Origin of the sequence: Streptomyces sp. CA-142005 (genome assembly GCF_050942335.1) — a bacterium.
Taxonomy (GTDB): Bacteria; Actinomycetota; Actinomycetes; order Streptomycetales; family Streptomycetaceae; genus Streptomyces.
The window spans coordinates 2,561,648-2,588,206 of record NZ_CP192078.1; the positions used below are offsets into that span (position 1 = coordinate 2,561,648).

20 protein-coding genes are annotated in these 26,559 nt (G+C 71.0%); 10 read left to right on the plus strand and 10 right to left on the minus strand.

Features of this window, described 5'->3' with window-relative positions; genetic code table 11:
* Positions 1–14: 14 nt before the first annotated feature.
* From ACQPXS_RS12270 to metH, 4 genes are all read right to left on the minus strand, one after another.
* Positions 15–1,592: an ABC transporter substrate-binding protein gene (locus ACQPXS_RS12270; protein WP_433449229.1), complete on the minus strand. Its 1,578-nt coding sequence runs from the start codon at positions 1,590–1,592 to the stop codon at positions 15–17.
* Positions 1,593–1,689: 97 nt separating this feature from the next.
* A complete protein-coding gene (locus ACQPXS_RS12275; RefSeq protein WP_433449230.1) occupies positions 1,690–3,294 on the minus strand; it encodes an ABC transporter substrate-binding protein in 1,605 nt (534 codons plus the stop codon).
* 433 nt (positions 3,295–3,727) lie between these two features.
* Positions 3,728–4,429 (minus strand): HAD family hydrolase, encoded by a 702-nt coding sequence (locus tag ACQPXS_RS12280; RefSeq protein ID WP_351804186.1) that lies wholly within the window; start codon positions 4,427–4,429, stop codon positions 3,728–3,730.
* 215 nt (positions 4,430–4,644) lie between these two features.
* Positions 4,645–8,160 (minus strand): methionine synthase, encoded by a 3,516-nt coding sequence (gene metH / locus ACQPXS_RS12285; protein WP_433449231.1) that lies wholly within the window; start codon positions 8,158–8,160, stop codon positions 4,645–4,647.
* A 274-nt stretch (positions 8,161–8,434) separates the two neighbouring features.
* On the opposite strand from metH, the gene ACQPXS_RS12290 reads away from it, so the two are divergent.
* From ACQPXS_RS12290 to ACQPXS_RS12320, 7 genes are all read left to right on the plus strand, one after another.
* Positions 8,435–9,199, plus strand: a complete 765-nt coding sequence (locus tag ACQPXS_RS12290; RefSeq protein WP_433449232.1) for an IclR family transcriptional regulator — start codon at positions 8,435–8,437, stop codon at positions 9,197–9,199.
* Positions 9,200–9,567: 368 nt separating this feature from the next.
* On the plus strand, positions 9,568–10,362 hold the full coding sequence (locus ACQPXS_RS12295) for an MIP/aquaporin family protein (protein WP_433449233.1): 795 nt from the start codon (positions 9,568–9,570) through the stop codon (positions 10,360–10,362).
* 64 nt (positions 10,363–10,426) lie between these two features.
* The gene (glpK, locus tag ACQPXS_RS12300; RefSeq protein ID WP_433449234.1) at positions 10,427–11,965 is read left to right on the plus strand and encodes a glycerol kinase GlpK; all 1,539 of its coding nucleotides are present in this window, start codon (positions 10,427–10,429) and stop codon (positions 11,963–11,965) included.
* 48 nt (positions 11,966–12,013) lie between these two features.
* Positions 12,014–13,630 carry an FAD-dependent oxidoreductase gene (locus tag ACQPXS_RS12305; protein WP_433449235.1) on the plus strand — a complete coding sequence of 539 codons (1,617 nt, stop codon included), beginning with the start codon at positions 12,014–12,016 and terminating at the stop codon, positions 13,628–13,630.
* A 169-nt stretch (positions 13,631–13,799) separates the two neighbouring features.
* The gene (locus tag ACQPXS_RS12310; protein WP_433449236.1) at positions 13,800–14,345 is read left to right on the plus strand and encodes an SMI1/KNR4 family protein; all 546 of its coding nucleotides are present in this window, start codon (positions 13,800–13,802) and stop codon (positions 14,343–14,345) included.
* Positions 14,346–14,400: 55 nt separating this feature from the next.
* Positions 14,401–15,072, plus strand: coding sequence for a FadR/GntR family transcriptional regulator (locus tag ACQPXS_RS12315; protein WP_351804172.1), 672 nt, complete (start codon positions 14,401–14,403; stop codon positions 15,070–15,072).
* A 221-nt stretch (positions 15,073–15,293) separates the two neighbouring features.
* On the plus strand, positions 15,294–16,205 hold the full coding sequence (locus tag ACQPXS_RS12320; protein ID WP_351804170.1) for a PAC2 family protein: 912 nt from the start codon (positions 15,294–15,296) through the stop codon (positions 16,203–16,205).
* A gap of 194 nt (positions 16,206–16,399) precedes the next feature.
* On the opposite strand, the gene mshC is transcribed toward ACQPXS_RS12320, so the two are convergent.
* The 4 genes from mshC to ACQPXS_RS12340 all read right to left on the minus strand — a co-directional run bounded on the left by mshC (position 16,400) and on the right by ACQPXS_RS12340 (position 19,923).
* A complete protein-coding gene (gene mshC, locus ACQPXS_RS12325; RefSeq protein ID WP_433449237.1) occupies positions 16,400–17,629 on the minus strand; it encodes a cysteine--1-D-myo-inosityl 2-amino-2-deoxy-alpha-D-glucopyranoside ligase in 1,230 nt (409 codons plus the stop codon).
* A 102-nt stretch (positions 17,630–17,731) separates the two neighbouring features.
* Positions 17,732–18,571, minus strand: a complete 840-nt coding sequence (locus ACQPXS_RS12330; RefSeq protein WP_433449238.1) for an SCO1664 family protein — start codon at positions 18,569–18,571, stop codon at positions 17,732–17,734.
* Positions 18,535–19,125, minus strand: coding sequence for a DUF3090 domain-containing protein (locus ACQPXS_RS12335; protein ID WP_055703632.1), 591 nt, complete (start codon positions 19,123–19,125; stop codon positions 18,535–18,537). Before ACQPXS_RS12335 ends, ACQPXS_RS12330 begins: the two co-directional genes overlap by 37 nt.
* Before the next feature lie 111 nt (positions 19,126–19,236).
* The gene (locus ACQPXS_RS12340) at positions 19,237–19,923 is read right to left on the minus strand and encodes a histidine phosphatase family protein (RefSeq protein WP_433449239.1); all 687 of its coding nucleotides are present in this window, start codon (positions 19,921–19,923) and stop codon (positions 19,237–19,239) included.
* Between the two features lie 62 nt (positions 19,924–19,985).
* On the opposite strand from ACQPXS_RS12340, the gene corA reads away from it, so the two are divergent.
* On the plus strand, positions 19,986–20,987 hold the full coding sequence (corA, locus tag ACQPXS_RS12345) for a magnesium/cobalt transporter CorA (RefSeq protein WP_433449240.1): 1,002 nt from the start codon (positions 19,986–19,988) through the stop codon (positions 20,985–20,987).
* Positions 20,988–21,012: 25 nt separating this feature from the next.
* On the opposite strand, the gene ACQPXS_RS12350 is transcribed toward corA, so the two are convergent.
* Together ACQPXS_RS12350 and ACQPXS_RS12355 are read right to left on the minus strand one after the other, a co-directional pair.
* On the minus strand, positions 21,013–21,801 hold the full coding sequence (locus tag ACQPXS_RS12350; protein ID WP_356311357.1) for a ferritin-like domain-containing protein: 789 nt from the start codon (positions 21,799–21,801) through the stop codon (positions 21,013–21,015).
* Between the two features lie 234 nt (positions 21,802–22,035).
* Complete coding sequence (locus tag ACQPXS_RS12355; RefSeq protein WP_433449241.1) at positions 22,036–23,091, minus strand: LLM class F420-dependent oxidoreductase; 1,056 nt, start codon at positions 23,089–23,091, stop codon at positions 22,036–22,038.
* A 164-nt stretch (positions 23,092–23,255) separates the two neighbouring features.
* Between ACQPXS_RS12355 and ACQPXS_RS12360 the strand changes: the two genes are divergently transcribed.
* Both ACQPXS_RS12360 and ACQPXS_RS12365 read left to right on the plus strand, forming a co-directional pair.
* A complete protein-coding gene (locus ACQPXS_RS12360; protein WP_433449242.1) occupies positions 23,256–24,239 on the plus strand; it encodes an aldo/keto reductase in 984 nt (327 codons plus the stop codon).
* A complete protein-coding gene (locus ACQPXS_RS12365) occupies positions 24,236–26,533 on the plus strand; it encodes a helix-hairpin-helix domain-containing protein (RefSeq protein ID WP_433449243.1) in 2,298 nt (765 codons plus the stop codon). Before ACQPXS_RS12360 ends, ACQPXS_RS12365 begins: the two co-directional genes overlap by 4 nt.
* The last annotated feature ends 26 nt before the right edge of the window (positions 26,534–26,559 follow it).

A 26,559-nucleotide genomic window follows, 5' to 3' on the forward strand; every position in this document is an offset into this window, starting at 1 on the left:
GGCGTCAGGTGGCGTCAGCTCTTGCTGAGTTCCCAGAACCGGAACACCGTGGAGGCGTCCAGGCAGTATTCCAGGCCGTAGACGCCGTCGCGGACGACCGCGTACTGCTTGGCCTGCCAGACGGGCAGGACGGGCAGTTCGGTGGCGACGATGTTCTGCAGTCGCCCGAAGTCCTTGTCGGTGGCGGCCCGGTCGCTCTGCGCGGCGGTGTCGGGGATGAGGATGCCGGTGATGGTGCGGTTGCTGTAGTTGTTGTCCAGCACGTTGCCCTTGCCGAAGAAAGGGGCGGTGAAGTTGTCGGCGTCCGGGTAGTCGGGGACCCAGCCCTTGACGTAGACGCCGTACTTGCCGGCCGCGATGTCCTTCTCGTACTGGTCGAAGGCGACCGACTTGACGTCGGCGTCGAACAGGCCGCTGGCGTTGAGCTGTCCGGCGATGGCCTTCAGCTCCTCGTCGGTGGCGGGGCCGTAACGCGACGGCGTGGACCACAGGGTGAGCCTGACCTTGCCGGTGATGCCGTCGGCGCGCAGTGCGGCGGCGGCCTTGGCCTGGGAGGGGCGGGCGCCGTAGGTGTCGAAGAAGGCCGTGTTGTGGCCGACGATGCCCGCCGGGATGATCGAGTACAGCGGGGTGGCGGTGCCCTGGTAGACGTTGTTCATGAGGGCGTCGCGGTCGATGAGGTAGGCCATGGCCTTGCGGACCCCGAGTTTTCCGGCGACCGGGTCGTTCATGTTGAAGACCAGGTGCTGGACTTCGGCGCTGCTGCCCTCGATGACGTCGACGCCCTTGCCGTCCTGTCCGTCGAGGCCGGCGATGTCGGACGCGGACAGGCCTCGGTAGGCGATGTCGACGTTGCCGTCGAGGAGGGCCTTCTTCAGGGCGGCGCGGTCGCCGTGGAAGAACTTCATGGTGACGCCGGAGTTCTTGACCTTGGCGGTGCCCTGGTAGTTGCCGTTGACGGTGAAGACCGCCTGGTCCTTGCCGAAGGAGTCCAGTTTGTAGGGGCCGGATCCGATGGCCTTGTGGTCGGTGCGCAGGCCGTTGGCGTCGTACTGGCGGTGGTCGACGATGGAGCCGGCACCGGAGGCGATCTTGCTGGGGAAGGTCGCGTCGGAGGACTTCAGGTGGAAGACGACCGTCTTGGCGTCCGGGGTGTCGACGCTGCCGAGCATCGGGAACATGATCGCGGGCCCCGAGGGGTCGTTGATCTTCAGCATGCGGTCGAAGGAGAACTTGACGTCCTTCGAGGTGAGCGGGTCACCGTTGCTGAACTTCAGGTCGTCCTTGAGCGTGCACCGGTAGACCGTGGCCCGGGAGTCGGTGAAGGTGCACTGCCTGGCCAGTTCGGGCTGGGGTTCGGTGCCGCCCTTGGGGAAGCTGAGCAGCGTCTGGAAGACGTTGTCGAACAACAGCCAGGAGCCGGGGTCGTACCCGGAGGCCGGGTCCGTGGCGAGGACGTCGTCGGACATCCCCATCACCACGGAGTTGCCGGTACCCCCGGAATCACCGGAATCCGAGCCGCAGCCGGTCAGCAGGCCGGAGGCCAGCCCCGCCACGATGGGCAGGACTGGCCACTGGTTGCGCATGTTCACTTGAAATGTGCCTTGTCGTCGGTTCGTCCCCCGGGACCACCGTCCTGGCCTCGGGTTGTCCGGGGCGGCCGTCCCCGGCCCCCGGACGAGAGAGCCGTCAGCCGCTCACACCGCGGCCGAGCTCCCACAGCTGAAGCGTCGAAGAGGAGTTGAGGGCGTAGGCGACACCCGTGATGTCGTCCCGGGCGGCGACGTACTGCTTGCCCTGCCACAGGGGCAGGACCGGGACGTCCTCGGCGACGATGTCCTGGATCTGCGTGAGGCTCTTGCCGGCGTTGAGCCGGTCGGCCTCGCGGCGGGACTGAGGGATCAGGGTGCGCTGGATGGTGCTGTTGGAGTACGGGGAGCCGAGGAAGTTGTCCTTGTCGAGGAAGGGCGCGAGGAAGTTGTCGGCGTCGGGGAAGTCGGGGAACCAGCCCATGCCGTAGACGTCGTACTGGCCCTTCTGCTCGGCGGGCCGGAAGGTGTCCCAGGGGTGGCCCTGGATGGAGGCGTCGAACAGGCCGCTGTCGTTGAGCTGCTTCTGCAGGACCTCGAACTCCTTCTTGGTGGCGGAGCCGTAGTGGTCGGTGGTGTAGTGCAGGGTCAGCTTGACCGGGGTGGTGATGCCGGCCTTGGTCAGCAGGTTCTTGGCCTTGGCGACGCTGGGGTTGCCGTACTTGTTGAAGAACGAGTTGGAGTGGCCGGTGACGGTGGCGGGGACGAGCGAGTACAGCGGCTCGGCCTGGGTGCCGTAGACCTTGGAGACGATTTCCGCGCGGTTGATGAGCTGGGCCATGGCCTGGCGTACGGCCTTGGACTTCACGCTCGGCGCGTTGGTGTTGAAGGCGAGGTAGCGGATCTCCAGGCCCGGCATGTCGACCAGGTCGGCGTTGTCGTCGCTGCCGGCGTCCAGCTTCTGGATCTGGGCGGGCGACATGGTGCGGGTCATGACGTCGATGTCACCCTTGTCGATGGCCGCGCCCATGGCCTCGGCGTCGTCGAAGGAGCGCAGTTCGACCTTGTCGTTGTTCACCTTGAAGTACCCCTTGTAGTCGGGGTTCTTGGTGAAGGTCGCGGTGGTGATCGCGTTGCCGCTGACGTCGGCGTGGAAGGTGTAGGGGCCGGAGCCGTCGACCTCGAAGCCGTTGCGGAGCTTGTCCTTCTCGTAGTCCTTCGGGTTGATGATGCCCGCGACCGGGGTGGACAGCTTGTACGGGAAGGTGGCGTCGGCGGTCTTGAGGTGGAAGATGACCTCGTGGTCGCCCTGCGTCTCGATGGTGTCGAGGGTGTTCAGCAGGGAGGAGACACCGCTGCTGGACTTGATGCGCAGGGCGCGCTCGATGGAGTACTTGACGTCCTGGGCGGTCACCTGGTCGCCGTTGGCGAACTTCAGGCCGTCGCGGAGCTTGCAGGCGTAGCGCTCGCTGCCGCTGTCGGTGAAGGAGCAGCTCTCGGCCGCGTCCGGGACGGGGTCGCCCTCGCCCTTGGGCTGGGCCATCAGGGTCTGCACGGTCTGGCGCAGGATGTTCCAGGTGCCGACGTCGTAGGCGTAGGCGGGGTCGAGGGGCGCCGGGGCGTCGCTGGTGGTGGTGAACCGGTCCGTGGTGCCGACGACGATGGCGTCACCGCTCTTGCTCCCGCTGTCGGCTCCGCCGCACGCGGCGAGAACCGGGGTGAGCAGGCCGGCCACCGCCGGCAGCACCAAAGTCTTGCGGTTCATGCGGGAGTTTCTCCAGAGCTGTTCGGGTCCGTGTATCCGGCATGCAGGGGTGGTGCGGCGGATCACGGGGGGTTGCGGCGATGTTCTCGCGATGAGATTAGTCCGCGCCCGCAGGAGGGTTCACGGCCCCGTGAGTTGACCCCCCATCACGCAGTGAAACCAGGTGCGGACACACCGAAAACCCGACAGCGGCAGGATTAGTGCAGCATCCCATCAATCGGGACACAAAGACTCGTCGTTCCGGGCCGAACAGGCCCGTTCAGCACACTTGGCCCGGGTTGTCGAGAGCAGTCGGAGTGGGGAACGTCACACTCCCAACTGTGCGGGGAGTCAGTGGAATTCGGCCGGATGGCCGACTGTGAATTCCACTCGGGTGTACTTCCCCGGAAATTTGTCCAACCGGGCCAATGGACTTTTCACGCTGGGTGAACGGCTAGAGCATGTCCGTCATCAGGCCGCGCAGAAATGCCAGGTCGACCTCTTCCAGAGAGGTCACCACGGTGCGTCCGGCGGCCGGGCTGATGGGGGCGACGGAGGGTACGGCGACGACGCGGCAGCCCGCGGCCTCGGCGGCGGCGACACCGGTCGCCGTGTCCTCGACCACCGCGCATCTGTCCGGCCGGGCGTCGAGGCCCGCCGCGGCGAGCAGGTAGGGGTCGGGGAAGGGCTTGGTGCGCGAGACCTCGTCGCCGGCGACGGTCAGGGTGAAGTGGTGGGCGCCGAGGACGCTCAGCACGCGGTCGATGATGCGCCGGTGGGAGGCCGAGACCAGGGCCGTGGGGATGGACTGCTCGTGGAGTTCGGCGAGCAGGCGGGCGGCGCCCGGCATCAGCGGCAGGGCCCGGTCGATGCGGTCCTCGAAGCCCTCGTTGAGCAGCACGGTGAGTTCGGCGAGCGTGATGTCGGCGCCGGTGGCCTCGATGAGGAAGCCGGCGCTGCGGGTCATGGGTCCGCCGACCACGACGTGCCGCCAGGACGGGTCCAGGGTGTGGCCGAGCGTGGCGAAGACCTCGACCTCGACGTCCCACCAGAAACCCTCGGTGTCCACCAGGGTGCCGTCCATGTCGAGGAGCACCGCCTGCAGGGCGGAGCCTTCGGCCGTAAGGGTTCCGAGCGCGGGGACCGTGCTGGTCATCCGGGCGCACCTCCTTGAGGGACGATCAGGCCGGTTCCCGCCACAGGGAACCGGCCTGGTGGACCGACCAGTGTACGTCTCCGGCGCCCGAACCGCCTCGTTTATCACTCGTGCCCGGGGGTATGCCGAAAATCACCCTCGACGCAGGCCGGAGGGCCGTTGCCGGGTGCCGTGAAGCCGACGGCACCGCGGCTGCGGGCAGACCCCCGGAGGGCTCAGCGGGCGTTGAAGTACTTCGCCTCCGGGTGGTGGATGACGATCGCGTCCGTGGACTGCTCGGGGTGCAGCTGGAACTCCTCGGACAGGTGGACGCCGATCCGCTCCGGCCGGAGCAGGTCCGCGATCTTCGCGCGGTCCTCCAGGTCGGGGCAGGCGCCGTAGCCGAGGGAGAAGCGGGCGCCGCGGTACTTCAGCGCGAACATGTCCTCCATCTCGGCCGGGTCCTCGCCGGCGAAGCCGAGTTCCGCGCGCACCCGGGCGTGCCAGTACTCGGCGAGCGCCTCCGCCAACTGGACGGACAGACCGTGCAGTTCGAGGTAGTCGCGGTAGGAGTTGGCCTCGAAGAGCTTGGCGGTCTCCTCACCGATGCGGGAGCCGACGGTGACGACCTGGAGGCCGACGACGTCGGTCTCTCCGGACTCCTCCGGGCGGAAGAAGTCGGCGAGGCACAGGCGGCGGCCGCGGCGCTGGCGCGGGAAGGTGAACCGGGTGCGTTCGTTGCCCTGCTCGTCCAGGATGATCAGGTCGTCGTCCTTGGACACGCAGGGGAAGTAGCCGTAGACGACGGCCGCTTCCAGCAGGTTCTCCGTCTGGAGCCGGTCCAGCAGGCCGCGCAGCCGCGGCCGGCCCTCGCTCTCCACCAGTTCCTCGTACGACGGTCCCTCGCCGGTGCGGGCCTGCTTCAGGCCCCACTGACCCTTGAACAGGGCGCCTTCGTCGAGCCAGCTCGCGTACTCCTTGAGCTGGATGCCCTTGACGATCCGGGTGTCCCAGAACGGCGGGGTGGGCACGGGGTTGTCGGTCGCGACGTCGGAGCGGACGTGCCCTTCCTCGGGGCGTTCCTCCACCTCGACGGAGGCCGTGGCCCGCACCCGGCGCTGGCGCAGCTCGGGCAGCTTGGCGCCCGGCACGCCGCGCTTGACGCCGATGAGGGCGTCCATCAGGCGCAGGCCCTCGAAGGCGTCGCGGGCGTAGCGGACCTCGCCCTCGTAGATCTCGTGCAGGTCCTGCTCGACGTAGGCGCGGGTGAGGGCGGCGCCGCCGAGGATGACCGGGAAGCGGGCGGCGAGGCCGCGCTGGTTGAGCTCCTCCAGGTTCTCCTTCATGATCACCGTGGACTTCACCAGCAGCCCGGACATGCCGATGACGTCGGCCCGGTGCTCCTCGGCGGCCTCCAGGATCGCGGAGACCGGCTGCTTGATGCCCAGGTTGACGACGTTGTAGCCGTTGTTGGACAGGATGATGTCGACCAGGTTCTTGCCGATGTCGTGCACGTCGCCGCGCACGGTCGCCAGGACGATGGTGCCCTTGCCCTCGGCGTCCGACTTCTCCATGTGCGGTTCGAGGTAGGCGACGGCGGCCTTCATGACCTCGGCGGACTGCAGGACGAACGGCAGCTGCATCTGGCCGGAGCCGAACAGGTCGCCGACGACCTTCATGCCGTCCAGCAGGGTCTCGTTGACGATGTCGAGCGCCGGGCGGTCCCGCAGGGCCTCGTCGAGGTCGGCCTCCAGGCCGTTGCGCTCGCCGTCGATGATGCGCCGCTTGAGGCGCTCCTCCAGCGGCAGCGCGGCCAGCTCCTCGGCCTTGCCGGCCTTCAGGGACTTGGCGGTGGCGCCCTCGAAGAGCTGCATGAGCTTCTGCAGGGGGTCGTAGCCCTCGCTGCGGCGGTCGTAGATCAGGTCCAGGGCCGTGGTGACCTGCTCCTCGTCGAACCGGGCGATCGGCAGGATCTTGGAGGCGTGCACGATCGCCGAGTCCAGGCCCGCCTTCACGCACTCGTCCAGGAAGACGGAGTTCAGCAGGATGCGCGCGGCCGGGTTCAGGCCGAAGGAGATGTTCGACAGCCCCAGGGTGGTCTGCACGGCCGGGTGGCGCCGCTTGAGCTCGCGGATCGCCTCGATGGTGGCGAGGCCGTCCTTGCGGGACTCCTCCTGACCGGTGCAGATGGTGAAGGTCAGGGTGTCGATGAGGATGTCCTCCTCACGGATGCCCCAGTTCCCGGTCAGGTCGTCGATCAGCCGTTCGGCGATCTCGACCTTCTTCTCGGGGGTGCGGGCCTGGCCCTCCTCGTCGATGGTGAGCGCGATCAGGGCGGCGCCGTGCTCCCGGGCCAGCTTGGTGACCTTGGCGAACCGGGAGTCCGGGCCGGCGCCGTCCTCGTAGTTCACCGAGTTGATCACCGCGCGGCCGCCGAGCTTCTCCAGGCCCGCCTGGATGACGTCCACCTCGGTGGAGTCCAGGACGATCGGCAGGGTGGAGGCGGTGGCGAAGCGGCCGGCGAGTTCCTCCATGTCGGCGACGCCGTCCCGGCCGACGTAGTCCACGCACAGGTCGAGCATGTGCGCGCCCTCGCGGATCTGCTCCCGGGCCAGCTCCACACAGTCGTCCCAGCGGCCCTCCAGCATGGCCTCGCGGAACTTCTTGGAGCCGTTGGCGTTGGTGCGCTCGCCGATGGCCAGGTAGGCGGTGTCCTGGCGGAACGGCACCGACTGGTAGAGGGAGGCCGCCCCCGGCTCCGGGCGCGGGTCGCGGGCGGGCGGGGTGAGGCCCTGGACGCGCTCGACGACCTGCCGCAGGTGCTCGGGGGTCGTACCGCAGCAGCCGCCGACCAGCGAGAGGCCGTACTCGCGGACGAAGGTCTCCTGGGCGTCGGCCAGCTCGGGCGCGGTCAGCGGGTAGTGGGCGCCGTCCTTGCCGAGGACGGGCAGGCCCGCGTTGGGCATGCAGGACAGCGGGATGCGGGCGTTGCGGGCGAGGTAGCGCAGGTGCTCGCTCATCTCGGCCGGTCCGGTGGCGCAGTTCAGGCCGATCATGTCGATGCCGAGCGGCTCCAGCGCGGTGAGCGCGGCGCCGATCTCGGAGCCGAGGAGCATGGTGCCGGTGGTCTCGACGGTCACCGACACGATCACCGGCAGGTCCAGGCCGAGGGCGTCCAGGCCGCGGCGGGCGCCGAGGACGGCGGCCTTGGTCTGCAGCAGGTCCTGGGTGGTCTCCACGAGCAGCGCGTCGGCGCCGCCGGTGACCAGGCCCTCGGCGTTGCGCTGGTAGGCGTCGCGCAGGGTGGTGTACGGGGCGTGGCCGAGGGTGGGCAGCTTGGTGCCGGGGCCCATGGAGCCGAGGACCCAGCGGGGGCGGCCGTCCCCGGCGGTGAACTCGTCGGCGACCTCGCGGGCCACCCGGGCGCCGGCCTCGGACAGCTCGTGGACGCGCTCGGCGATGTCGTACTCGCCGAGCGCGGAGTGGTTGGCCCCGAAGGTGTTGGTCTCGACGCAGTCGACGCCCACGGCGAAGTACGCCTCGTGGACGGAGCGGACGATGTCGGGGCGGGTGAGGTTGAGGATCTCGTTGCAGCCCTCGAGCTGCTGGAAGTCGTCGAGTGTGGGTTCCTGGGCCTGGAGCATGGTGCCCATGGCTCCGTCGGCGACCACCACGCGGGTGGCGAGTGCCTCTCGGAGCGCGGACGCACGGGTCCGGCTGTCGGCGGAAGGGGACGGTGGCAACGAGGCCATGAAGGGGCTCCCTAGGTGCGACGGCTGTCGGCTATGCGGTGTCCCCGGCGGGTGGGGAGGCCGCACGGCGCCAGAGTAGCCGGGAGTCGGCTTGGATGGGCACCTGCGTCCACGAGGCGGACGCCGGTGGCGGGTGCGCCACGCGCAGGTCACCTGTGATGTAACAAGTGCCGACCGACCGTTAGCGGGAGGTCGGCATGGACCGGTAGTGTTCGACATTGCCGAACGGTGTTGAATACACAGCGGCAGTCGAAGGGACGGAGGCAGGACGGGGATGGCACGGAACATCCAGTCGCTCGAACGCGCGGCCGCGATGCTGCGGTTGCTCGCGGGCGGCGAGCGGCGGCTCGGCCTGTCGGACATCGCCTCGTCACTGGGCCTCGCCAAGGGCACCGCCCACGGCATTCTGCGCACCCTCCAGCAGGAGGGCTTCGTGGAGCAGGACGACGCCTCCGGGCGCTACCAGCTGGGCGCGGAGCTGCTGCGCCTGGGCACCACCTACCTGGACGTGCACGAACTGCGGGCCAGGGCCCTGGTGTGGACCGACGACCTGGCCCGTTCCAGCGGGGAGAGCGTGTATCTGGGTGTCCTGCACCAGCAGGGCGTGCTGATCGTGCACCACGTCTTCCGGCCGGACGACAGCCGGCAGGTGCTGGAGATCGGCGCCATGCAGCCGCTGCACTCCACCGCGCTCGGCAAGGTGCTGGCGGCCTACGACCCGGTCGCGCACAGCGAGGCGCTGGAGTCCGAGCGCAAGCCCTTCACGGACCGCACGGTGTACGACGCCGAGGACTTCGAGCACCTTCTCGACATCACACGCGCGCGTGGCTACGCGGCCGACATCGAGGAGACCTGGGAGGGCGTGGCGTCGGTCGCCGCGCCCATCCACGACCGGCGCCGCATGCCCGTGGGGGCGGTCGGCATCACGGGCGCCGTGGAACGGCTGCGCCCGGACGGGGAGCTGCGCCCCGAGCTGATCGCGGCGGTGCGCGACTGCGCCCGCGCGGTGTCCAGGGACCTGGGCGCGGGACGGTTCTGAGCGCTCGGCGCTCCTTGTCAGCACGCCTGGGGACGCCTCAGGCCACGACCGGAACGCCGGGCGGCGCTCCGGTTCTCGCCCTACCCTGAAACCGGCATATAGGGCTAATACCCACGTCAACGCGCGAAGAGTGACAACCGGCAGCGATCAATAACGATCCTGTTTTCGATAACAGAACCCTTGACGCATGCGTAACGCCGAAGCAAGACTCCCGTCCATCGGTCGGCATTGTCGAACACCTACCGGCAATACGCGCTAGAGTGTGGCAACGCCAAGGGCCGGCAATCGCTCTCATCCCCGAGGGCGCCAGAACCACCGGAGGGACCCGGGGTTCGGCTATCCCTGGACGAAGGACAAAGGAGTCGCGGGTGTCCAGCTCCGACATCTTCATCGGCGAGACCATCGGTACCGCCATACTCATCCTGCTCGGCGGCGGCGTCTGCGCGGCCGTCACGCTGAAGGCCTCCAAGGCCCGTAACGCCGGCTGGCTCGCCATCGCCTTCGGGTGGGGCTTCGCCGTCCTGACGGCCGTGTACATCTCCGGACCGCTCTCCGGTGCACACCTCAACCCGGCCGTCACCGTCGCCCTGGCGATCAAGAACAGCGACTGGAGCAACGTTCCGACCTATTTCGCCGGCCAGCTGCTCGGCGCGATGATCGGCGCGGCCCTGGTGTGGGTCGCCTACTACGGCCAGTTCCACGCCCACCTGACCGACAAGGAGATCGTCGGCGGTCCGGGCGCGCAGGCCACCGCGGCCAAGGCGGTCGAGGCCCAGGAGAAGGGCGCCGGCCCGGTCCTCGGCATCTTCTCCACCGGCCCGGAGATCCGGAACGCGGCGCAGAACCTCGCCACGGAGATCATCGGCACCGTCGTGCTGATCCTCGCGGTCCTCACGCAGGGCCTGAACGACAAGGGCAACGGACTCGGCGTCCTCGGCGGTCTGATCACCGCGCTCGTGGTCGTCTCGATCGGTCTCTCCCTCGGCGGCCCGACGGGGTACGCGATCAACCCGGCCCGTGACCTGGGCCCGCGCATCGTGCACGCCCTGCTGCCGCTGCCCAACAAGGGCGGTTCCGACTGGGCCTACGCCTGGATCCCCGTGGTCGGTCCGCTGATCGGCGGCGCGATCGCCGCAGGCATCTACAACGTCGCCTTCGCTTAGACATCACCTCCGAGCACCGCGCCGTACGCACCGCCCTATCACCACGGATCCTTTGGAGCACACAGTGACCGACGCCCACACCGCAGGCCCGTTCATCGCCGCGATCGACCAGGGCACCACCTCCAGCCGCTGCATCGTCTTCGACCGGGACGGCCGTATCGTCTCCGTCGACCAGAAGGAGCACGAGCAGATCTTCCCCAAGCCGGGCTGGGTCGAGCACAACGCCAACGAGATCTGGACCAACGTCCAGGAAGTCGTCGCCGGGGCCATCGCCAAGGCCGGGATCACCCGGGACGACATCAAGGCCATCGGCATCACCAACCAGCGCGAGACCACCGTGCTGTGGGACAAGAACACCGGTGAGCCCGTCCACAACGCCATCGTCTGGCAGGACACCCGCACCGACGCCCTGTGCAAGGAACTGGGCCGCAACGTCGGCCAGGACCGCTTCCGCCGCGAGACCGGCCTGCCGCTGGCCTCGTACTTCTCCGGCCCCAAGGCCCGCTGGCTGCTCGACAACGTCGACGGTCTCAAGGAGCGCGCCGAGGCCGGCGACATCCTCTTCGGCACCATGGACACCTGGGTCATCTGGAACCTGACCGGCGGTGTCGACGGCGGCAAGCATGTCACCGACGTCACCAACGCCTCCCGCACCCTCCTGATGAACCTGCACACGACGCAGTGGGACGACAAGATCGCCGAGTCCGTCGGCGTGCCGCTGCAGATCCTGCCCGAGATCCGCTCCTCCGCCGAGGTCTACGGCGAGGTCACCGGCGGCAAGCTCGGCGAGCTGATCGGCGGCATCCCGGTGGCCTCCGCGCTCGGCGACCAGCAGGCGGCCCTGTTCGGCCAGACCTGCTTCTCCGAGGGCGAGACCAAGTCGACCTACGGCACCGGCACCTTCATGGTGATGAACACCGGTGACAAGATCATCAACTCCTACGCCGGTCTGCTGACCACGGTCGGTTACAAGATCGGCGACCAGCCGACGGTCTACGCCCTGGAGGGCTCGATCGCCGTCACCGGCTCCCTGGTGCAGTGGATGCGCGACCAGATGGGCCTGATCTCCACCGCCGCCGAGATCGAGACGCTCGCGCTCTCGGTCGAGGACAACGGCGGCGCCTACTTCGTGCCGGCCTTCTCCGGTCTGTTCGCCCCGCACTGGCGCTCCGACGCCCGCGGTGTGATCGCCGGCCTGACCCGGTACGTCACCAAGGCGCACCTCGCCCGCGCCGTCCTGGAGGCCACCGCCTGGCAGACCCGGGAGATCGCCGACGCCATGGTCAAGGACTCCGGCGACGAGCTGGTGGCCCTGAAGGTGGACGGCGGCATGACCTCCAACAACCTGCTGATGCAGACCCTCGCCGACGTCCTGGACGCACCGGTGGTGCGCCCGATGGTCGCCGAGACCACCTGCCTCGGCGCCGCCTACGCCGCCGGTCTCGCCGTCGGCTTCTGGTCCAGCACCGACGAGCTGCGCGCCAACTGGCGCCGGGCCGCCGAGTGGACCCCCCAGATGGACGCGGACACCCGCGACCGCGAGTACAAGAACTGGCTCAAGGCCGTCGACCGGACCATGGGCTGGATCGAGGACGAGAGCTGAGCGGCCCACACCGGCTCAGACATCTCTGACGAGGAGTAAGTACCCCACATGACCAGTCAGTCCACCCTGAGTTCCGTGCCTGCCCTGGGGACGCACCCGGCCTCCGGCTCCAACCCGAGCCGGGCCGAGACCAGGGAGCAGCTCTCCAAGGCGTCGTACGACCTTCTGGTGATCGGCGGCGGCATCCTGGGCATCTCCACCGCCTGGCACGCCGCGCAGTCCGGTCTGAGGGTGGCTCTGGTCGACGCCGGCGACTTCGCCGGTGCCACCTCCTCCGCCTCCTCCAAGCTGCTCCACGGCGGTCTGCGCTACCTGCAGACCGGCGCGGTGAAGCTGGTGGCGGAGAACCACTTCGAGCGCCGTGCGGTCTCCCGCCAGGTGGCCCCCCACCTGGCGAACCCGCTCACCTTCTACCTCCCCGTGTACAAGGGCGGGCCGCACGGCGCGGCGAAGCTCGGCGCGGGCGTCTTCGCCTACTCCGCGCTCTCCGCGTTCGGTGACGGCGTCGGTCACCTCCTGTCCCCCGCCAAGGCGGCGCAGGACGTGCCCGAGCTGCGCACCGAGAACCTCAAGGCCGTGGCCGTGTACGGCGACGACCAGATGAACGACGCCCGCATGGCGCTGATGACGGTCCGCGCGGCCGTCGAGGCGGGCGCGGTCGTCCTCAACCACGCCGAGGTCACCGGCCTGCGCTTCACCCGGGGCCGGGTCACCGGTGCCGACCTCAAGGACCGCACGTCCGGCGACGAGTTCGGGGTCAACGCCCGTCTGGTGCTGAACGCGACCGGGCCGTGGGTCGACCACCTGCGCCGGATGGAGGACCCCGACGCGGCGCCGTCCATCCGCCTGTCCAAGGGCGCGCACCTGGTCCTGAAGCGGACGTCCCCGTGGAAGGCCGCGCTGGCGACCCCCATCGACAAGTACCGCATCACCTTCGCCCTCCCCTGGGAGGACATGCTGCTGCTCGGCACCACCGACGAGGAGTACGAGGGCGACCCGGCGGACGTGTCCGTCACCGACAAGGACATAGCGCAGATCCTGGACGAGGCCGCGTTCTCCGTCCGCGACCAGCAGCTCCGGCGCGACCTCATCACCTACGCCTTCGCCGGCCTGCGCGTGCTGCCGGGCGGCCCCGGCGACACCGCCAAGGCCAAGCGCGAGACCGTGGTGACCGAGGGCAAGGGCGGCATGCTGTCGGTCGCGGGCGGCAAGTGGACCACCTTCCGGCACATCGGCCGCACGGTGATGAAGAAGCTGGAGGCGCTGCCGGGTCACCCGCTCGGCGACGACTTCGAGCCGATCTCCTCGCTGCCGAAGAAGCTGCCGCTGCCCGGTGTCGCCAACCCGCGTGCCGTCGCCCACCGCCTGCTGGTGGACCGTCCGGCTCCGGGTCCGCGCATGGCCGCCGACACCGCCAAGCACCTGGCCACCCACTACGGCTCCCTGGCCTTCGACATCGCCCGCCTGGCGAACGAGAACCCGGAGCTGGCCGAGCGCGTCCACCCCGACGCGCCGGAGATCTGGGCACAGGTCGTCTGGGCCCGCGACCACGAGTGGGCCGAGACCGCGGACGACGTGCTGCGCCGCCGTACGACCCTGACGATCCGGGGCCTGGCCACGGACGAGGTCCGCGCGAGGGTGCAGGACCTGCTCGACAAGAAGTAGGCCTCGGTGGCGGCCGGTCCGTTTCCCTGACCGGGACCGGCCGCCACCGCGGCGCCGGACCCCGCCGCACCGGGTCCGGACGACCGAGAGGGGCGGCCCCGCGCCGATGGGGCCGCCCCTCTCGCCTGCCCGGGGGAGCACTGTCAGTGCCGGGTGCTTCCATGGGGGCATGAACAACGATCAAGCGGATCCCGCCGACCTCGCGGCTCTGCGAAAGGCCTTCGCGGTGGACGACGGCGGCACGTCCGCCCTCGGCTGGGCGGCCGTGCACGCATTCGAGGCGGAGCACCACGTGGTGCTGCCCGAGCCGTACCGGACGTTCGTGGCCGAGGTGACCGACGGGTCCTACCAGGGGCCGCCGGAGTACGGGATGGCCGGGCTCCTGGCATGCGCCGGGCACCAGCGGCTCGCCGAGCCGTTCCCGCTCACCCGGACGTGGGTGTGGGAGGCGGACGACGGCCCGTACGAGGACCCCGAGGCCGTGATCGAGCGGGTGGCCCACGACGGTTCTCTGCGGCTGGGGACCGACGGCTGCGGCATGGACTGGCATCTGATCGTCACCGGCCCGCACCGGGGTCACATATGGCAGATCACCGGTGAGGGCGCGCTGCCCTTCGCGGCGGAGTTCGGTCACACCACCGCCGAGCCCGGCTTCGCCGGCTGGGTGCGGCACTGGGCGGACGGCAAGGAGTGGTTCGACGCGCCGCCCGCATAATGTGGCCTGAGACATCCGATGTCTGAGCCACCGCGCGGGCGACAGGGAGGCCGTCATGGCAGTCACCGATGAGGCGATCGAGAAGATCAAGGGCATGATCGTCTCCGGTGCGCTGCGGCCCGGGGACCGGTTGCCCAAGGAGAGTGAACTGGCCGCCGAGTTGGGGCTGTCGCGCAACTCGCTGCGGGAGGCCGTGCGGGCGCTGTCGCTGATCCGGATCCTGGACGTGCGGCAGGGCGACGGCACGTACGTCACCAGCCTCGATCCGCAACTGCTGCTGGAGGCACTGAGCTTCGTCGTGGACTTCCACCGCGACGACACCGTCCTTGAGTTCCTCGCGGTGCGCCGGATCCTGGAGCCGGCCGCGACCGCGATGGCCGCCTTCCGGATCAGCGAACAGCAACTGGACGCGCTGACCGCCCAGTTGGACGCCCTCGGTGCCGAACCCTCGGTGGAGGAGCTGGTCGCCGCCGACCTGGAGTTCCATCGCGGCATCGTGCGCGGCGCCGGCAACTCGGTGCTGTGCTCGCTGCTGGACGGCCTGTCGGGGCCGACCACCAGGGCCCGGATCTGGCGGGGCCTCACCCAGGAGGACGCCGTCGGCCGCACCCTGCGCGAGCACCGGGCGATCCTGGCCGCGCTGCGCGACCGGGACGCGGAGGCGGCCCGCTCCTGGGCGACCGTGCACATCGCGAGCGTGGAGCAGTGGCTGCGCAGCACGCTGTGAAAATGCTTCGCGGCGCCCTGCGAAAGTGCTGCGCCGCAGCCCGCGAAAGCGGTGAAACACCTGTGCGGATCCGTCCGGGCTCCCGGTTGACGGGGGGTGTTCCGCGGTGGCGAACGGGGCAGTGATCCGGTCACTGGCCCCCGCAAGGGGGCTGCGGGCGCCCCCGCCGGACGCCGTAAGGTTGGTGAGTCAAGCGAGGGCACGTCGGAAGGAGGCACTGGGTGATCGAGCTGGAGGGGGTTCCCGAGCTGATCGACCCAGTCATGGTGGCCGCGTTCGAGGGCTGGAACGATGCCGGCGACGCCGCCTCCACGGCGGTCGCGCATCTGGAACGCGAGTGGAAGGGCGAGGTCTTCGCGGCGCTGGACGCCGAGGACTACTACGACTTCCAGGTGAACCGCCCCACGGTGTTCATGGACGCCGGTGTGCGCAAGATCACGTGGCCGACGACAAGGTTGTCGGTGGTGCGGGTCGGCGGCGAGAAGCCGCGCGACCTGGTGCTGGTCCGCGGCATCGAACCGTCCATGCGCTGGCGCTCGTTCTGCAACGAGCTGCTCGGCTTCGCGCACGAGCTGGGCGTGGAGCTGGTGGTCATCCTGGGCGCCCTGCTCGGTGACACCCCGCACACGCGTCCCGTGCCGGTCAGCGGGGTGACGTCCGACCCGGACCTGGCGCAGCGGATGGACCTGGAGGAGACCAAGTACGAGGGCCCGACGGGCATCGTCGGCGTCCTGCAGGAGGCGTGCACGCACGCCGGCGTCCCGGCGGTGTCGCTGTGGGCGGCCGTACCGCACTACGTCTCCCAGCCGCCCAACCCGAAGGCGACGCTGGCGCTGCTGAACCGGCTGGAGGACCTGCTGGACCTGCGCATCCCGCAGGGCGAGCTGCCGGAGGACGCGCGCGCCTGGCAGGTGGGCGTGGACCAGCTGGCCGCGGAGGACAGTGAGGTCGCCGAGTACGTCCAGACGCTGGAGGAGGCCCGGGACACCGCGGAGCTGCCGGAGGCGTCGGGTGAGGCGATCGCCCGTGAGTTCGAGCGGTATCTGCGGCGCCGGGACGTGGGCCCTCCGGGGGGCAAGCCGCGTCCTGCCCCCGGCGGTTCCAAGGACGACGAGGACGACACGGAGGACTGAGGCACCGGGGTACGGCGAAGGGGCGGTTCCCGGGGTTGGGAAGCGCCCCTTCTTTGCGGTGCCGACGCGGTACGGGACGCCGCTTCGGGTTGCCGGGCGGCTGCGGGTCCGTTGTGGTCGTTCGCGCCCACGCGGCGGTAGCCGCATATCAAACACAGCCCCGCGCCCCTGTGGGGCGCTTCCCCTCGCGGTGTTTACAGGGCTACCCCCAGCAGTGCGTCCACCGCGCGGGTGACGACGCCCGGGGCGCCCGTGTCCGTGCCGCCCTGCTCCTCCTGCCGGGCCGCCCAGCGGTCCACCGCCGCCAGGGCGGCGGGGGCGTCGAGGTCGTTGGACAGGGCCTCGCGGATCTCCTCGACCAGGGTGTCGGCGGGCGGGCCGTCGGGGCGGGAGACGGCCGCGCGCCAGCGGGCGAGGCGGGCGACCGCGTCCCGCAGGACCTGGTCGGTCCACTCCCAGTCGGCGCGGTAGTGGTGGGCGAGCAGGGCGAGACGGATGGCGGCCGGGTCGACACCGTCCCTGCGGAGCTGGGAGACGAAGACCAGGTTGCCCTTGGACTTGGACATCTTCTCGCCGTGCAGGGCGACCATGCCGGCGTGGACGTAGGCCTTGGCCATGGGGAACTCGCCGGTGAGCACCTGGGCGTGCGAGGCGCCCATCTCGTGGTGCGGGAAGGCGAGGTCGGAGCCGCCGCCCTGGACGTCGAAGGTCATGCCGAGGTGGTCGAGGGCGATGGCCACGCACTCGATGTGCCAGCCGGGCCGGCCCCGGCCGAGGGAGCCGCCGTCCCAGCTGGGCTCGCCCTCGCGGGCCGCCATCCACAGCATCGGGTCGACGGGGTTCTTCTTGCCCGGGCGGTCCGGGTCGCCGCCGCGCTCGGCGGAGAGCAGCCGCATGGCGGCCGCGTCGAGGTTCGAGACCTTGCCGAAGTTCGGGTCGGACTCGACGGAGAAGTAGATGTCGCCGTCCAGCTCGTAGGCCGCGCCGAGTTCGCGCAGCCGCTCCACGAGGGGGACGATGCCCGGTATCGCCTCGACGGCGCCTATGTAGTGCCGGGGCGGGAGCATCCGCAGGGCGGTCATGTCCTCGCGGAAGAGGGCCGTCTCCTTCTCGGCGAGGGCGACCCAGTCGACGCCGTCCCGCTCCGCGCGCTCCAGCAGCGGATCGTCGACGTCGGTGACGTTCTGGACGTAGTGGACCTGCCGCTTGGTGTCGAGCCACACGCGCTGCACGAGGTCGAACGCGTTGTAGGTCGCCGCGTGCCCCAGGTGGGTCGCGTCGTACGGGGTGATGCCGCAGACGTAGATACGGGCGACGGGACCGGGGTCGAGGGTGACGAGGCCGCCGGTCGCGGTGTCGTGGATCCTCAGGTCGCGGCCCTGACCAGGCAGGGCGGGGACCTCGGAAGCGGGCCAGGCATGCATGTACATGAGCCTAACCGGCCGCCCGCCGCGGATACGAACGGGATCGCGCCCGATGGCCGGTTACGCGGTCTTGTACCTCGAGGCCGGATGTGCCGGCGGTGCTCACACCGGCGGCCAGGGGATGGCGGGCCATTCGCCGTTCGGCTCCGGGTGCACTCCCGTGCTGAGCAGCGCCTCGACACGCGCGCGCGTGGCGTCGATCTCGGCCGCGCTGATCAGCGCGGTCAGCCGTTCGCCCAGCGGCCCGGCCAAGGCCCCGTGCAGCCCGCCGAGGACGTCGACGGCCTCGGTGGTCAGCGGCTCCCCGGCCCAGCCCCACAGCAGCGTGCGCAGCTTGTTCTCGACGTTGAAGGTGACGCCGTGGTCGATGCCGTAGAGCCGGCCGTCGGTGGTGGGCAGCAGATGGCCGCCCTTGCGGTCGGCGTTGTTGATCACCGCGTCGAGGACGGCGAGCCGGCGCAGCCGCTCGTCGTCGGCGTGCACGAGGAGCGCGGTGCGGCCCTCGCCGACCTCGGCCAGGCCGATCGCCTTCCAGCCCGGCTCCGGTTCCTCGGCGTCGACCAGGGCGAGCAGCTCCGCCTCGGCCTGGACGTCGATCCACAGCTGGCACATGCCCTCGCCGTACGGCCCGTCGCGCAGCACGGTCGGCGGGACCAGCCCCCAGCCGATCGCCTCGGAGACCTCGTAGGCGGCCACCTCGCGGGCGGCCAGGGTCCCGTCGGGGAAGTCCCACAGCGGGCGTTCCCCGGCCACCGGCTTGTAGATGCAGGAGGCTTCCCGGCCGTCGAGGGCGATGGTGCAGAACAGTGCGGCGTTGGACGCCTCGCGGATCCGGCCGCGCACGGTCAGCTCACCCCGCGCGAGCAGCTCGGCGGCGGCCGAGTCGGCTGCGGCGTCGGTGGGCGTCACGCTCCGCGGCGGTATCCGTTCTGGCGCGGACATACGTGTCCTTCCGGATCGAGCGGGAGGCTGCACAGCGGGCACGGCGGCCGCCCGGCGTTGACGACGTCGAGGGCGCGCTTGGCGAAGGCCCGGGCCTGCGCGCCGGTCAGCCGGACCCGCAGCATCGGGGGTCCGTTCTCCTCGTCCTGGAGCAGGCGCTCCTCGGCCTCGGCGAGGTCCTCCTCGGTGTCGGCGTCCAGCTCCACCAGGGCCTGCGCCTCGACGATCATGCGCTGTTCCTCACCGTCCCAGGCCAGCGCCATGGTGCCGACGCGGAACTCCTCCTCGATGGGGGTCTCCAGCGGGGCGGTGTCGGAAATCTCGGTGGGCGCCATGGCGGGGACGGCGGCGCTGCCGCCGCTGCGCCGTACGACCTCGTCGAGCAGTTCGTCCATGCGCTCGGCGAGGGCGGCCACCTGGGTCTTCTCCAGAGCCACGCTGGTCACCCGGGAGCCTGCGGTGGCCTGGAGGAAGAACGTACGGCGTCCGGGCAGTCCGACCGTGCCGGCCACGAAGCGGTCCGGCGGGTCGTAGAGGAACACCTGACGGGACACGTCCTGTCTCCATTGAGAGTGAGTGCGGAGAGTGGGTTCGAGAGTTTCAGCGGTGCGGGCCGGTGCGGATACGCGACGGTGCGGACCGCTTCACCCTACTGCGGCCGACGATCACGGTGCGCCCGCACCACCTCCGACCGGTGCGTCGCCCTCGGCAGGTTCCTCGCGCGGGACGAGCGAAGCGAAATCCCCGGTGTCGCCGAGGCGAACGAGGAACGGCCGCAGCCGGGTGTAGCGGATCGCGGTGACGGAGCACGGTTCCACGGAGATCCGCTGGAACAGGTCGAGGTGGAGTCCGAGGGCGTCGGCGACCAGGGATTTGATGATGTCACCGTGGGAGCACATGAGGTAGACGGCGTCGGCGCCGTGCTCGCGCTCCACGCGCGCGTTCCACTCGCGTACGGCCTCGGCGGCGCGGGTCTGCATGGCGCGCATGGACTCGCCGCCGGGGAAGGCGGCGGCCGACGGATGGGCCTGGACGACCTCCATCAGCGGCTCGTCCTTGAGCTCGGCCAGCTTGCGGCCGGACCAGTCGCCGTAGTGGCACTCCCCGATCCGCTCGTCGGTGTGGACGCGCAGGCCGGGGCGGGCGTCCAGCAGCGGCCGTACGGTCTCCTGGCAGCGCTGCAGGGGGCTGGTGACGACTTCCGAGACCGGCAGCGCGGCGAGCCGGCCGGGCAGCGCGGCGGCCTGGGCGGCGCCGCGCTCGTCCAGGGAGACGCCTGGCGTCCACCCGGCGAGCATTCCGGAGGTGTTGGCGGTCGAGCGTCCGTGCCTGACGAGGATCAGCGTGGGCATGCGGCCCAGGGTAGGCGTATCAGCACATGCACCGGTGAACGGGCGAAGGGAGAATGCGCTCCGTGATCGTCGACTGCGCCATCTACCGGCACGGACACCGCACCGAGGGGCCGGAGGACCTGTCCGACGCGCTCTCCGAGGCGCGGGCCGAGGGCGGGTTCGTGTGGATCGGCCTGTACGAGCCGTCCGAGCGGGAGTTCGACCTGGTCACCCAGGAGTTCGGGTTGCATCCGCTGGCGGTCGAGGACGCGCTCAACGCGCATCAGCGGCCCAAGCTGGAGGTGTACGACGACTCGCTGTTCATGGTGCTGAAACCGGTCGTGTACGAGACGCGGAGCGACACCGTCTCGACAGGCGAGATCATGATCTTCGTCGGCAGCTGTTTCGTGGTCACCGTCCGCCACGGCGAGGGCTCGCCGCTGGCCGCCGTACGGCACCGGCTGGAGGAGGAGCCGGAGATGCTCGACAAGGGCCCGACCGCCGTGCTGTACGCGATCTCCGACGCCGTCGTCGACCACTATCTGGAGGTGGCGACGGAGCTGGGGACCGATCTGGAGGAGCTGGAGGCGGAGGTGTTCCTGCCGGACGGCGGCGGCGCGCGGGGCACCGCGTCCCGGATCTACGGCTTCAAACGGCAGATCCTGGAGTTCCGGCGGGCCACCGGCCCGCTGGCGCTGCCGCTGACCCGGCTGGCCGGCACCGGAGCGCTCGGCGGCGGCGGCTCGGTGCCGTTCGTGCACGACAAGGCGCGCCCGTTCTTCCGGGACGTGAGCGACCACCTGGCGCGCGTCAACGAGTCCGTGGAGGCCCTGGACCGGCTGGTGTCGGACGTCCTGTCGGCGCATCTGGCGCAGATGAGCGTGCGGCAGAACGACGACATGCGGAAGATCTCCGCGTGGGCGGCGATGGCCGCGGTCCCCACGATGATCGCGGGGATCTACGGCATGAACTTCGACCACATGCCGGAGCTGCACTGGTTGTGGGCGTATCCGGCGGTGATCCTGGCGATGGCGGCTCTGGAGGTCCTGCTGTACCGCTTGTTCAAGCATCGCGGCTGGCTGTGAGGCGTTCGCCACTCGGGTCCGCGGCTCAGGCGAACTCGTGGGCGGGGGTGGCGGGGCCGCCGAGGGGGTCGCGGCGCTCGGGCATGCGGAGGGTGACCATGCGGCGCCAGCCGGCGAGGCGCTCGTAGGCGTACACCGCGTGTATGCCGGCGGCGAGCAGGGCGTACCTGGCCGTGGACCAGCCCAGGATGCGGCCCATGCGGGCCATCACGGCGAGGCTGACGTCCCGGTGGATGCGGATCTCGGCGAGGGCGCACTCGCGCAGGGTGCGCTGGATCAGCCGGCCGTGCCCGGCGGCGGCGAGCCGCAGCAGTTCCTCATGGGTGTAGGCGAGGTGGTTGACCTCGTCGTCGCAGATCATGCGGACGGCCCTGCCCACCTCGGGATGGTCGGCGAACAGCCTGAGCAGCAGCTCCATCTGCTCGGCGGCGCGCTGTTCGGTGACGCGGCTGTGGGAGAGGTAGACGACGATGTCCCGCTCCGTGAGCGGCTCGTCCCGCCTGAGCCTGTCGTGGGCGAGGCCGATGCCGTGCCGCTCCAGCAGCATCGTGTAGTCGGTCTCGGGCGGTACGGCGACGGGGGCGAGCCCGCGCTTCTTCATCAGGGCGGTGAAGATGCGTCCGTGCTTGTCCTCGTCGGCGCCGTGCCGGGCGATCTTCGGGGCGAGGGCGCGTTCGCCGTGCGGGACCAGCGCGGCGATGCGTCCGTTCTCCCAGCCGCCCTGGGACTCCCCGCCGGCGGCGATGGAGCAGAAGAGCCGGAAGGACTCGTCGTTGTCGAGGATCTCCTGGAACAGTCGCTTGGCCGACAGCATGAACGCCACCTCTCCGCAGGACTCCGCGGCACTCCGCGAACAATTCCGCAGGTTTCCACAAAGAACGAGTCAAATGCGGGCAGAGGCGAGCCGCAACACGGGTGTCCGGCGACTCCGCCGAAAGAAGGAACGCCGGGGTCGTAACCGCGCGGCGTCCGGAGCGTTGTTCCCGGTGACGGCCGTGGCGGGGAAGACCCCCGAGCCCCCACCACGGCCGCTGAAGCTTCCTGGGGCCTAGGCCAGTCCGGCGCGCTCCAGGGCCTCGCTGCCGGCCCGCAGGGAGGCGAGCCGCTCCTCCAGGGTGAATCCGGCCGGCGACAGGCTGAGTGTGGTGACGCCGGCGGCGGCGTAGGCCTTCATCCGGTCGGCGATGCGGTCGACGGAACCCAGCAGAGTCGTCTTGTCGATGAGGTCCTGCGGGATCGCGGCCGCGGCGCCCTGCTTGTCCCCGGACAGGTACTTCTGCTGGATCTCGGCGGCCTCCTTCTCGTATCCCATGCGCTGGGCGAGCTGGTTGTAGAAGTTCTGCTTGGCGCTGCCCATGCCGCCGACGTACAGCGCGGTGTACGGCCGGAAGGTGTCGGCGAGCCGGGCGACGTCCTTGTCGTCGCCGACGGCGATCGGCAGGGTCGGGCAGACGTCGAACCCGTCGAGGCTCTTGCCGGCCTTCTCACGCCCCGCGCGCAGGTACTTCAGGGTGGTGTCCTCCAGGTGGTCGGCTGCGGGGAAGATCAGCAGGGCGCCGTCGGCGATCTCACCGGTCTGCTCCAGGTTCTTCGGGCCGATCGCGGCGATGTACAGCGGGATGTGCTCGCGCTGCGGGTGCACGGTCAGCTTGATCGGCTTGCCCGGACCGCCGGGCAGCGGCAGCGTCCAGTGCTCGCCCTCGTACGTCAGCCGCTCCCGGGTCATGGCCTTGCGCACGATCTCCACGTACTCGCGGGTGCGGGCGAGCGGCTTGTCGAACTTGACGCCGTACCAGCCCTCGGAGACCTGCGGGCCGGACACGCCGAGGCCGAGACGGAAGCGGCCGCCGGACAGCGAGTCGAGCGTCGCGGCCGTCATCGCGGTCATCGCGGGCTGGCGGGCCGGGATCTGGAAGATGGCCGAGCCGACGTCGATGCGCTCGGTCTGCGCGGCGACCCAGGACAGCACGGTCGCCGCGTCGGAGCCGTAGGCCTCGGCGGCCCAGCACACGGAGAAGCCCAGCCGGTCGGCCTCCTGGGCCACGGCCAGATTGTCCCCGTCCATTCCGGCACCCCAGTAGCCGAGGTTGATACCGAGCTGCATGGCCGATCCCCTTACCCATGAGTAACGTTCTGCTGGGGCGACCTTAGCGCGCGGACGGCGATCGGGGGCAGGCGCCGGGCACCTGAAAACAGACGGCTCCACACCCCGATCGGGTTATCCACAGGCAACCCACCGCAGGGGTTCTGGCCAGTAATCTCGCCCGCATGGAGCAGAGGCATCTCGGCCGTACCGGCCTGCGCGTGTCCCGGATCGGACTCGGCACCCTCACCTGGGGCCGGGACACCGACGAGCACGACGCCGCGGACATGCTGAAGGCGTTCTGGGAAGCCGGCGGAACCCTCGTCGACACCGCGGACGTGTACGGCAACGGCGAGGCGGAGTACCTGCTCGGGCAGCTGATGGACGGCCTGGTGCCGCGCCGGGACCTGGTGCTCTCCACCAAGGCGGGCAGCGTCCCCGACCCCGACCGCCGCTTCGACGGCTCCCGCGGCCATCTGCTCGCCGCCCTCGACGCCTCCCTGGCCCGCCTGGGCACGGACCATGTCGACGTGTGGCACGTCCACGCCTACGACCCCGGCACCCCGCTGGAGGAGACCCTCCAGGCCCTGGACACAGCGGTCAGCAGCGGCCGCGCCCGGTACGCGGGCGTCTCCAACTTCTGCGGCTGGCAGCTCGCCAAGGCCGCCACCTGGCAGCTCGCGGCGCCGGGCATCCGCACCCGGCTGGCCAGCACGCAGATGGAGTACTCACTGCTGCAGCGGGGTGTGGAACGGGAAGTGCTGCCCGCCGCGCTGGATCTCGGCGTCGGCCTGCTGCCCTCCTCCCCGCTCGGCCGGGGCGTGCTGACCGGCAAGTACCGGCACACCACTCCCCCGGACTCGCGGGGCGCCTCCGAGCATCTGGCGCCGTTCGTCGAGCCGTACCTGGACGACACGGCGACCCGCATCGTGGACGCGGTGACCACGGCCGCCGACGGGCTCGCCGTGACCCCGCTGCAGGTGGCCCTCGCCTGGGTCCGGGACCGGCCCGGCGTGGCCGCGCCGATCGTCGGCGCGCGCAACACTCAGCAGCTCACGGCGGCGTTGTCAGTGGAGGCCCTTAGTCTTCCTGACGAGATCTGCCGGGCGCTGGACGATGTGTCGGCGCCCGTGCACCGCTATCCCGATCACGACTGGAGCACGCTGTGAGCACGGAGCCGGAGACCACGGAGGAAGCCGGGCCGGGGACGCCGGACACGCCGGAGAGCCCGGGCAGCGAGGCCGCGCCCGCGGGGAGCGGTGCGAACGGCCTTGAGGCGGGCGACGCGGAGGGCGCGAGCGGCGCGGGGGCGAGCGGCGCCGAGGGTGCGAGCGAGGCCGGGGGCGAAGTGGCGGATTCCGCCGGGCAGTCCGGGTCCGAGCCCGAGGGCGAACCGGTCGGCGCCGCGCAGCCCTCCGAGTCCGGGGGCGAAGGCGCTGACTCCGCCCAGTTGTCCGAGGCCGAGGCCGAGTTGGCCGCGCAGCGGATCGAGCGGGAGCGCATCGAGCGGCGCAAGGCGGAGAGGAAGGGCACGATCGAGAGCGGCGCCAAGCTCAGCGGCAAGGCGGCCGACCTGCTCGCGGCGGTGCGGGCGGTGGAGAGCGGCGAGAAGCCCGTGGACACGGCGTTCACCGAGCCCGCGCCGGCCCCGCGCCGCCCGGCCCCGGAGCCCGTGCGCCGGCCGCAGCCCGCGCCCGCCCCGGCCGCCGTCACACCCGGCGCCCCGGCACCGGAGACGGTGGAGGGCGTCCGCCGGGTGCTGGCCGAGGGCGGCGCGCCCGAGGCCCTGGCCGCCCAGGTGGCCGCGGCACTCGGCGAGGGCGCCGATGCGGCGCTCCGCGAGGACCCCTGGCAGCTGCTGCGCGTCGGCGGCGTACGGCCCGACCAGGCCGACGGCTTCGCACGGGCCCTGCTCGGCGCCGCCTGCGGCCCGGGCGACGAGCGGCGGGCTCGCGCGATCACCGTCTGGTTGCTGGAGCAGGCCGCCCTGGCCGGGCACACCGCGCTGGAACTGCCCACGCTCGCCGCGGCGCTGGGCCGGCAGGGCGTCCCGGACCCGGACGCGGCCGTGCAGAGCACGCTCGCGGAGGGTGAGGCCCTGGCCTTCCAGGACGCCCTGGAGGAACCGGGAGCGGCCGCGCCCCAGCCGGCGGAGGAGGGCGAGGACGAGGGCAAGGAGGAGCGGCCGGTCCGGGTCCTCGTGGGCCTGGAGCGGTACGCACTGGCCGAGGAGAGCCTCGCCGACGGCCTGGCCCGGCTGGTCAACTCGCTGTCCAAGGAGACCGAGCAGGCCTGGCAGGCGGCGGTCGGCGCCGCCTTGGGCGGTGCGGCCGAACTGGTCCGCGCGGTCGCCGGGCACGGCCTGGTGCTGCACACCGGCGGGGAGGCGGCCCGCGCCGAACCGGCCGCGCTGCTCGGTGCCGCCCGCGCCGCCGGCCTGCGCGCCTTCGCCGTCTGCCACACGCCGGACGGACGCCACCGCCTCGCCGCGCTGCCGGGCGCGGCGGAGGACGGCGTGGGCACGGTCGCCGGTCTGCTGTCCGGCGCCGAGGGACCGGGCCGGGACGCGGACGGCTCGCTGGAGCTGGATCTGCTGATCGTGCTGGACGCGCCGCAGCTCGACGTGGAGAGCGCCGCGATGCTGGTGGAGTCGCTGCCCGACGGGGCCCGGCTGGTGCTCAGCGGCGACCCGGCGGTGCTGTGGTCGGCCGGACCGGGGCGGGTCTTCGCCGACCTGCTCGCCGCCCGGGTCTGCCCGCAGCTCGCCTCCCGCCTTCCCGACCCGGGTCCGATCGGCGAGCTGGTCTCGGGCATCGGCATCGGCGAGCTGAACCAGGTCGCCGCTCCGGGCAAGGAGGTCGTCATCGTCCCGGTGCGGGAGGCGGGCGAGGCCGTGCACCGGACCGTCCAGCTGGTCGCCGACTCGGTGCCGCGGGCGCTCGGCGTCCCGGCCGACCAGACCGTGGTGATCACCCCTGGGCACGGCGGCGCCGCGGGCACCCGCGCCCTCAATTCCGCGCTGAAGGAGCGCCTCAACCCCGGCCCGGGCCGCTTCGGCGGCTTCGACCCCGGCGACCGGATCGCCTACTCCCCCGCTCCGGGCCGTACGGTGCCGGGCGTGGTGGTGAAGGCGGACGCGGACGGGCTGCACCTGTCGTGCGCGGGCGACCCGGTGGTCGTGCCGCGCGAGCGGGTGGAGGGTGCCGTACGGCACGGGTGGGCGCTGACCGCGCACCAGGCCGTGGGCGCGCGCTGGCCGGCGGCGGTCGTCGTGCTGCCCGGCGACGCGGCGCAGGCGCTCAGCAGACCCTGGGTGTACACGGCCTTCGGCCGGGCGGAGCGGCATCTGTCCGTGGTGCACGGCGTGGAGCAGGCCCTGCCGAAGGCGGTGGCGGAGATCCAGGCCAAGCCCCGCACGACCCGCTTGCAGACGCTGCTGCGCACACAGGTGCCGGCGAGCTGATCGTCCTTCCGCCGCGTCGGCGGGAT

Coding starts and splice junctions, on each gene's coding strand:
- ACQPXS_RS12275 (WP_433449230.1), bottom strand. CDS start 3,294: ATGAACCGCAAGACTTTGGTGCTGCCGGCGGTGGCCGGCCTGCTCACC.
- ACQPXS_RS12280 (WP_351804186.1), bottom strand. CDS start 4,429: ATGACCAGCACGGTCCCCGCGCTCGGAACCCTTACGGCCGAAGGCTCC.
- metH (WP_433449231.1), bottom strand. CDS start 8,160: ATGGCCTCGTTGCCACCGTCCCCTTCCGCCGACAGCCGGACCCGTGCG.
- ACQPXS_RS12290 (WP_433449232.1), top strand. CDS start 8,435: ATGGCACGGAACATCCAGTCGCTCGAACGCGCGGCCGCGATGCTGCGG.
- ACQPXS_RS12305 (WP_433449235.1), top strand. CDS start 12,014: ATGACCAGTCAGTCCACCCTGAGTTCCGTGCCTGCCCTGGGGACGCAC.
- ACQPXS_RS12310 (WP_433449236.1), top strand. CDS start 13,800: ATGAACAACGATCAAGCGGATCCCGCCGACCTCGCGGCTCTGCGAAAG.
- ACQPXS_RS12315 (WP_351804172.1), top strand. CDS start 14,401: ATGGCAGTCACCGATGAGGCGATCGAGAAGATCAAGGGCATGATCGTC.
- mshC (WP_433449237.1), bottom strand. CDS start 17,629: ATGCATGCCTGGCCCGCTTCCGAGGTCCCCGCCCTGCCTGGTCAGGGC.
- ACQPXS_RS12330 (WP_433449238.1), bottom strand. CDS start 18,571: ATGTCCGCGCCAGAACGGATACCGCCGCGGAGCGTGACGCCCACCGAC.
- ACQPXS_RS12340 (WP_433449239.1), bottom strand. CDS start 19,923: ATGCCCACGCTGATCCTCGTCAGGCACGGACGCTCGACCGCCAACACC.
- ACQPXS_RS12350 (WP_356311357.1), bottom strand. CDS start 21,801: ATGCTGTCGGCCAAGCGACTGTTCCAGGAGATCCTCGACAACGACGAG.
- ACQPXS_RS12355 (WP_433449241.1), bottom strand. CDS start 23,091: ATGCAGCTCGGTATCAACCTCGGCTACTGGGGTGCCGGAATGGACGGG.
- ACQPXS_RS12360 (WP_433449242.1), top strand. CDS start 23,256: ATGGAGCAGAGGCATCTCGGCCGTACCGGCCTGCGCGTGTCCCGGATC.